Below are 5,234 nucleotides of genomic sequence, written 5' to 3' on the forward strand. Positions count from 1 at the left end.
CGAGTCCTTCACCGTGACCGTCACGTTGGAGCTGCCCGCCGCGGAGACGGTACCGGTGATCAGGCCGGTCGAGGAGTTGATCGACAGCCCGGCGGGCAGGCCGCTCGCGCTGTACGACAGCGGGGCGGTGCCGCCCGAGGCGCTGATCTGGAGGTTCACGGCGCCGCCGACCGTCGTGGACTGGTCACCGGGGCTGCTGACCGAGACGGCGCCGGTGCCGGCGGGCTTGGTGAGCAGGCAGCCGGGCACGGTGAGGTCGATGGTCCGGTTGGTGCCCAGGCAGGTGGTGAACCAGTAGGTCTCCTCGCCGTAGCTCTGGCCCTTGGTGGCGGTGGTGGTGCCGTCGGCGGCGACCTCGCACGGGTTGTTGAGGGTGCACATCGCGCCGTCGTCGTTGCCGGTGTTGTTGATGCCGACGATCCGCCCGCTCGCGGAGTCGACGATCGGCGAGCCGGAGGTGCCGTGCGTGGTGTTGCAGCCGGAGCTGTAGCGCAGCGAGTCGTGCCAGGTCCACTGGTCCTCGCGCAGGGTGGGCACGAACCCGTTGACGGAGCAGTTCCAGACCTGCTTCCAGTACGAGGACGGGATGTACATCGCGGCGCCGTCGACGGGGTGCGCGTCGTTGACGGTCAGCGCGGTGACGCCGTACTTGGAACTGATCGAGCCGTAGGTGTCGGTGAGGCGGTAGAGCGCGACGTCGGTGCCGGTCATCGTCGCGTAGAGCACCTGGTCGGCCTGGACGGTGCCGAGGTTGTTGCCCGCGCCGTCGAGCAGGGTGCCGCTGCGGCTGGCGCTGACGTTCTGGATGACCTGGCCGGCCGAGGGCATGGTCGGCAGGCAGTGCCCGTTGGTGAGCATCAGCGCCCGGTCGCCATCCACCGAGGTGGGGTAACGGACCAGCGAGGCCGAGCAGTTGCTCAGGGCTATGGTCGCGTTCAGATCGGCCGCCTGGACGGCGTGCGCGGGGGCGGCGAGGACCAGCCCGCCCACCATGACGGCGCTCGCGCCGGCCAGCGCGACAAGTCTCTTGAACATGGCTCTCCTTGTGGGGGATCGCGGGGCCCGGCTGGTTGCCGAGTCCCGCGCCCGCACGAAAGTGCCATGGTCACTTCAAGTGGTCAACCGTTCCGGCCGAACTCGCCACTGCCCGAGGCGTGTTGTGCCATCGAATGACAACCACCCGTCCCGGTATGCCCGTTAAGGGAGGATCGGGTGAACGCTACTGCTGCGGGAAGGAGTTCGGATCCACGTCGTTGGTCTTGGCGTTACCGTCGGCCACCGGCTGCAGGGTGATCTCCCAGGAGGTCGAGGTACGGCCGGTCTCGTACGGGAAGTTGTCCTCGAACTTGGTGAACGCGCAGTTCTGCGTGAAGGCCTTGGCGTCGGTGTCCCAGTCCACACCCTCGGAAACGTAGACGTCGTACGTCCCGTCCTCCACGCCCTTGATGTCGGCCTTCTGCCCCTTGCCCACGAACATCGAGTGCACCGTCTTGCCGTTCAGCACGAGCGAGACGACCGCGTCCGTCTTGCCGCCGTTGTCGACCTTGAACACGCCCTCTCCGCGCAGCTTGCCCTTGCTGACCATCGTGCCGTTGTCCAGCGAGCGGGACTGCTGCTTGGGCAGCTGGGGGACGGTAAGGCTCGCCGAGTAACCGGCCGCCGTCAGTTTGGTGAGGGCCGCCGACACCTTCGTCAGCCCCTCCGAGGCGCCGAGCTTGGCCTCGGCGGAGCTCAGGGCACAGAACTCCTTCGCCTTGATGCCCGCACGAACACCCGCCGTGTCGGATTGGAACACGCTCAGCGCGTTCGCCAGGTCGCGCTTCTCCTCCTCGATCGCGGCCGGGACGTCCGCCACGCCCAGGGCCCTGGAAGCGTCGCGCGCGCTGGTGTTGAGGGTGCCGAGCACGCCGTCGAGGTCGCTCAGGTTCTTGACCGTAGCGATCTGGGCGAGCGCGGCGTTGACCGGATCGATGTTCTTGCTGAGCACCGGCCCGAACGGCGCCACAGTCTTCGTCGGCGCGGCCTTCGACGCGGACCCACCCGCCGCCGTACCGGCGGACGAGGAATCGCTTGAACCGCCCCCGCCGCCCGAGCAGGCCGCGAGCAGCAGCGCCGAACCGACGGCCAGACCGGCCTTGCCGATGGACTTCATGACCCCACCCCGGTGACACCTGGCGCACACAGCGTGCGCACACCCTGCGACATGGTGCCGACCACGAACCACCCGGGTCAACTCCATTGAGACGACCGCCTCCCAGGGGCCGTCCAGGCCGCTCCCAGGGAGTCAACTACGATCGGGCACGTGCTCAGCCTCACCGGACTCCCCCTCCAGATCATCACCTCGGTCATCGCGATCCTCGTCTTCACCGCCACCATGTGGTTCTGGCCGCGGCTCGGCGGGAAGGGCTGGAAGTCCTGGCTGGGCCGGATCGGCGCCTTCCTCGCCACCCAGCTCTCCGTGCTGGCCGCCATGGGCCTGATCGCCAACAGCTACTTCGGCTTCTACAGCTCCTGGACCGACCTGCTCGGCACCAGCGGCGGGCTCGGCACCGTGGTCGACCACACCCCCAACGCCTCCGGCGTGTCCGTCACCGGCGAGCAGAAGTTCTACTCGGCCCAGGGCTCGGACCCGGAGCGCTCCGGCCTGATCCAGAAGGTCGACGTCAAAGGAGCCGGCAGCGGGCTGAGCAGCGAGGCGTACGTCTACCTGCCGCCGCAGTACTTCCAGCCGGACTACGCCAAGCAGCGCTTCCCGATGGCCCTGGTGCTCACCGGCTACCCGGGCACCCCCGAGAAGCTGATATCGCTGATGCAGTACCCGGCCTCCACCCTCAACGCGATCGAGCAGAAGAAGCTGCCGCCGACCATCCTGGTGATGACCCGTCCCACCCTCGTCGGCGACCGGGACACCGAGTGCGTGGACGTCCCGAACGGCCCGCAGGTCGAGACCTTCTTCACCACCGACCTGCCCAAGGCCCTCGCCACCACCTACCGGATCGGCACCGACCCGGCCAACCGGGCCGTGATCGGCAACTCCACCGGCGGCTACTGCGCGCTCAAGTTCGCGCTGCGCAAGCCCGACTCCTACCGCGCGGCGGTCGCCCTCTCCGGCTACTACAGCGCGGCCCACGACCCGACCACCGGCGACCTGTTCGGCGGCAGCGACCAGCTCAAGCAGGAGAACGACCTGCTGTGGCGGCTCAAGAACCAGCCGCCCGCGCCCGTCTCGCTGCTGCTGACCACCGCGAACGACGAGAACAACTACGCCGACACCCAGGCCATGGTCGGCGCCTTCAAGGCCCCGACCAAGATGTCCACGATCACCCTGGACACCGCCGGCCACAACTTCCACACCTGGACCAGGGAGATCCCCCCGGCCCTGGAGTGGCTCGGCCAGCACATCACCATGCCCGCGGCCGCCTGAGGCCCCCTGCTGGTCCTGCCCAGACCTCCCGCCGGCCCCTCCGTCCGGATGAAACGGCAGATCACACCCGCCTCACAGGCCCGTCTCACGGTTCTCTCACGCGCGCCACCCACCGTATGGCGCATGACCACGAGCAGCTACTCCCCTCCGGCCGGCGAACCGTGGCCCGAGGCCGCGAACTACCCGCCGCCGGAGGTGTCGCGGCCGGGCACCGACCGGCCGGACCCGGCGCCGCTCTTCCCCGAGCAGCCCCTGCCGCCCGCCGGCCCCAAGGGCATCGACTCCTGGTCCGGCCGGCTGCGCACCCTCCCGGCCCGCGCCTGGCGCGGCCGCGCGGACGACCCGCGCTGGGTGCGCCCGGCCCTGCTGGCGCTGCTGGCCGCGACCACCGTGCTCTACCTGTGGGGCCTCGGCGCCTCCGGCTGGGCCAACGCCTTCTACTCGGCCGCCGTGCAGGCCGGCAGCCAGAGCTGGAAGGCCTTCTTCTTCGGCTCCTCCGACGCCGCCAACTTCATCACCGTCGACAAGCCCCCGGCCTCGCTGTGGCCGATGGCGCTGTCGGTGCGGATCTTCGGCCTCTCCTCCTGGGCGATCCTCGCCCCGCAGGCGCTGATGGGCACCGCCACCGTCGGCGTGCTGTACGCGACGGTGCGCCGCCGCTTCTCCCCGCTCGGCGGCCTGCTGGCCGGGGCCGCGCTGGCGCTCACCCCGGTCGCGGCGCTGATGTTCCGCTTCAACAACCCGGACGCGCTGCTGGTGCTGCTGCTCACCCTGTCCGCGTACGGGATGGTGCGGGCGATCGAGACGGCGAGCACCCGCTGGCTGCTGTTCACCGGGGCGATGTTCGGCCTCGCCTTCCTCACCAAGACGCTGGCGGCCTTCCTGATCCTGCCCGCCTTCGCGGTGATCTACCTGGTCGTGGCGCCCACCGGCTTCTGGCGGCGGGTGCGGCAGACCCTGCTCGCGGGCGTGGCCCTGCTGGTCTCGGGCGGCTGGTGGGTGGCGGTCGTCGAGCTGCTGCCCGCCTCGGCCCGCCCGTACGTCGGCGGCTCGCAGGACAACAGCTTCCTGTCCCTCACCTTCGGCTACAACGGCCTCGGCCGGGTCGACGGCAACGAGCGCGGCAGCGTCGGCGGCGGCCGGATGCCGGCCGGGCTCGACCTGCCGGGCGGGGCGATGCCCGGCCGCGGCTGGGGGCAGACCGGCATCACCCGGATGTTCGGCGGCGACATCGGCGGGCAGATCGCCTGGCTGCTGCCGGCCGCGCTGATCCTGCTGGTCGCCGGCCTCTGGGCGACCCGCCGCTACGCCCGTACCGACACCGCCCGCGCGGCCTTCCTGGTCTGGGGCGGCTGGCTGATCTCCACCGCGCTGATCTTCAGCTTCATGTCCGGGATCTTCCACCAGTACTACACGGTGGCGCTGGCCCCGGCCGTCGCGGCGCTGGTCGGCATGGGCGTGGACGGGCTGTGGCGGGCCCGGCACCGGCTGCCCTGGGCGCTGGTGCTGGCCGGGACCCTCGCGGTGACGGCGGTGTGGGCGTTCGTCCTGCTCGGACGCAGCTCCGACTTCCTGCCCTGGCTGCGCTGGGCGGTGCTGGTCGGCGGGCTGGTGGCGGCCGTCGCGCTGGTGGCCGGGCAGTTCACCGGGAACGTCTCGGGACGGACCGGCGCGCGGATCGCCTCGGTGGCGGGCGTGGTGGGCCTGGCGGCGGCACTCGGCGGTCCGGCGGCGTACGCGGTGGACACCGTGGACACCGCGCACACCGGCTCGATCGTCACCGCCGGACCGTCCGTCAAGGGCGCGTTCG

At 70.7% G+C, this 5,234-nt stretch carries 4 protein-coding genes; 2 read left to right on the forward strand and 2 right to left on the reverse strand.

The window, feature by feature from the left end; genetic code table 11:
* Positions 1-1,035, reverse strand: a 1,035-nt coding sequence (locus J0670_RS29380) for a trypsin-like peptidase domain-containing protein (RefSeq protein WP_207814728.1), incomplete at its 3' end; no start/stop codon positions are given.
* Positions 1,036-1,219: 184 nt separating this feature from the next.
* On the reverse strand, positions 1,220-2,152 hold the full coding sequence (locus tag J0670_RS29385; RefSeq protein ID WP_207814729.1) for a hypothetical protein: 933 nt from the start codon (positions 2,150-2,152) through the stop codon (positions 1,220-1,222).
* Positions 2,153-2,302: 150 nt separating this feature from the next.
* Here J0670_RS29385 and J0670_RS29390 point away from each other — a divergent pair, with 150 nt between their 5' ends.
* Positions 2,303-3,424 (forward strand): alpha/beta hydrolase-fold protein, encoded by a 1,122-nt coding sequence (locus J0670_RS29390; protein WP_307806750.1) that lies wholly within the window; start codon positions 2,303-2,305, stop codon positions 3,422-3,424.
* A 123-nt stretch (positions 3,425-3,547) separates the two neighbouring features.
* A partial coding sequence (locus J0670_RS29395; RefSeq protein ID WP_207814730.1) for a glycosyltransferase family 39 protein occupies positions 3,548-5,234 on the forward strand: 1,687 nt, incomplete at its 3' end.

The sequence above is a fragment of the Streptomyces sp. FH025 genome, from assembly GCF_017427025.1.
GTDB lineage: Bacteria > Actinomycetota > Actinomycetes > Streptomycetales > Streptomycetaceae > Kitasatospora.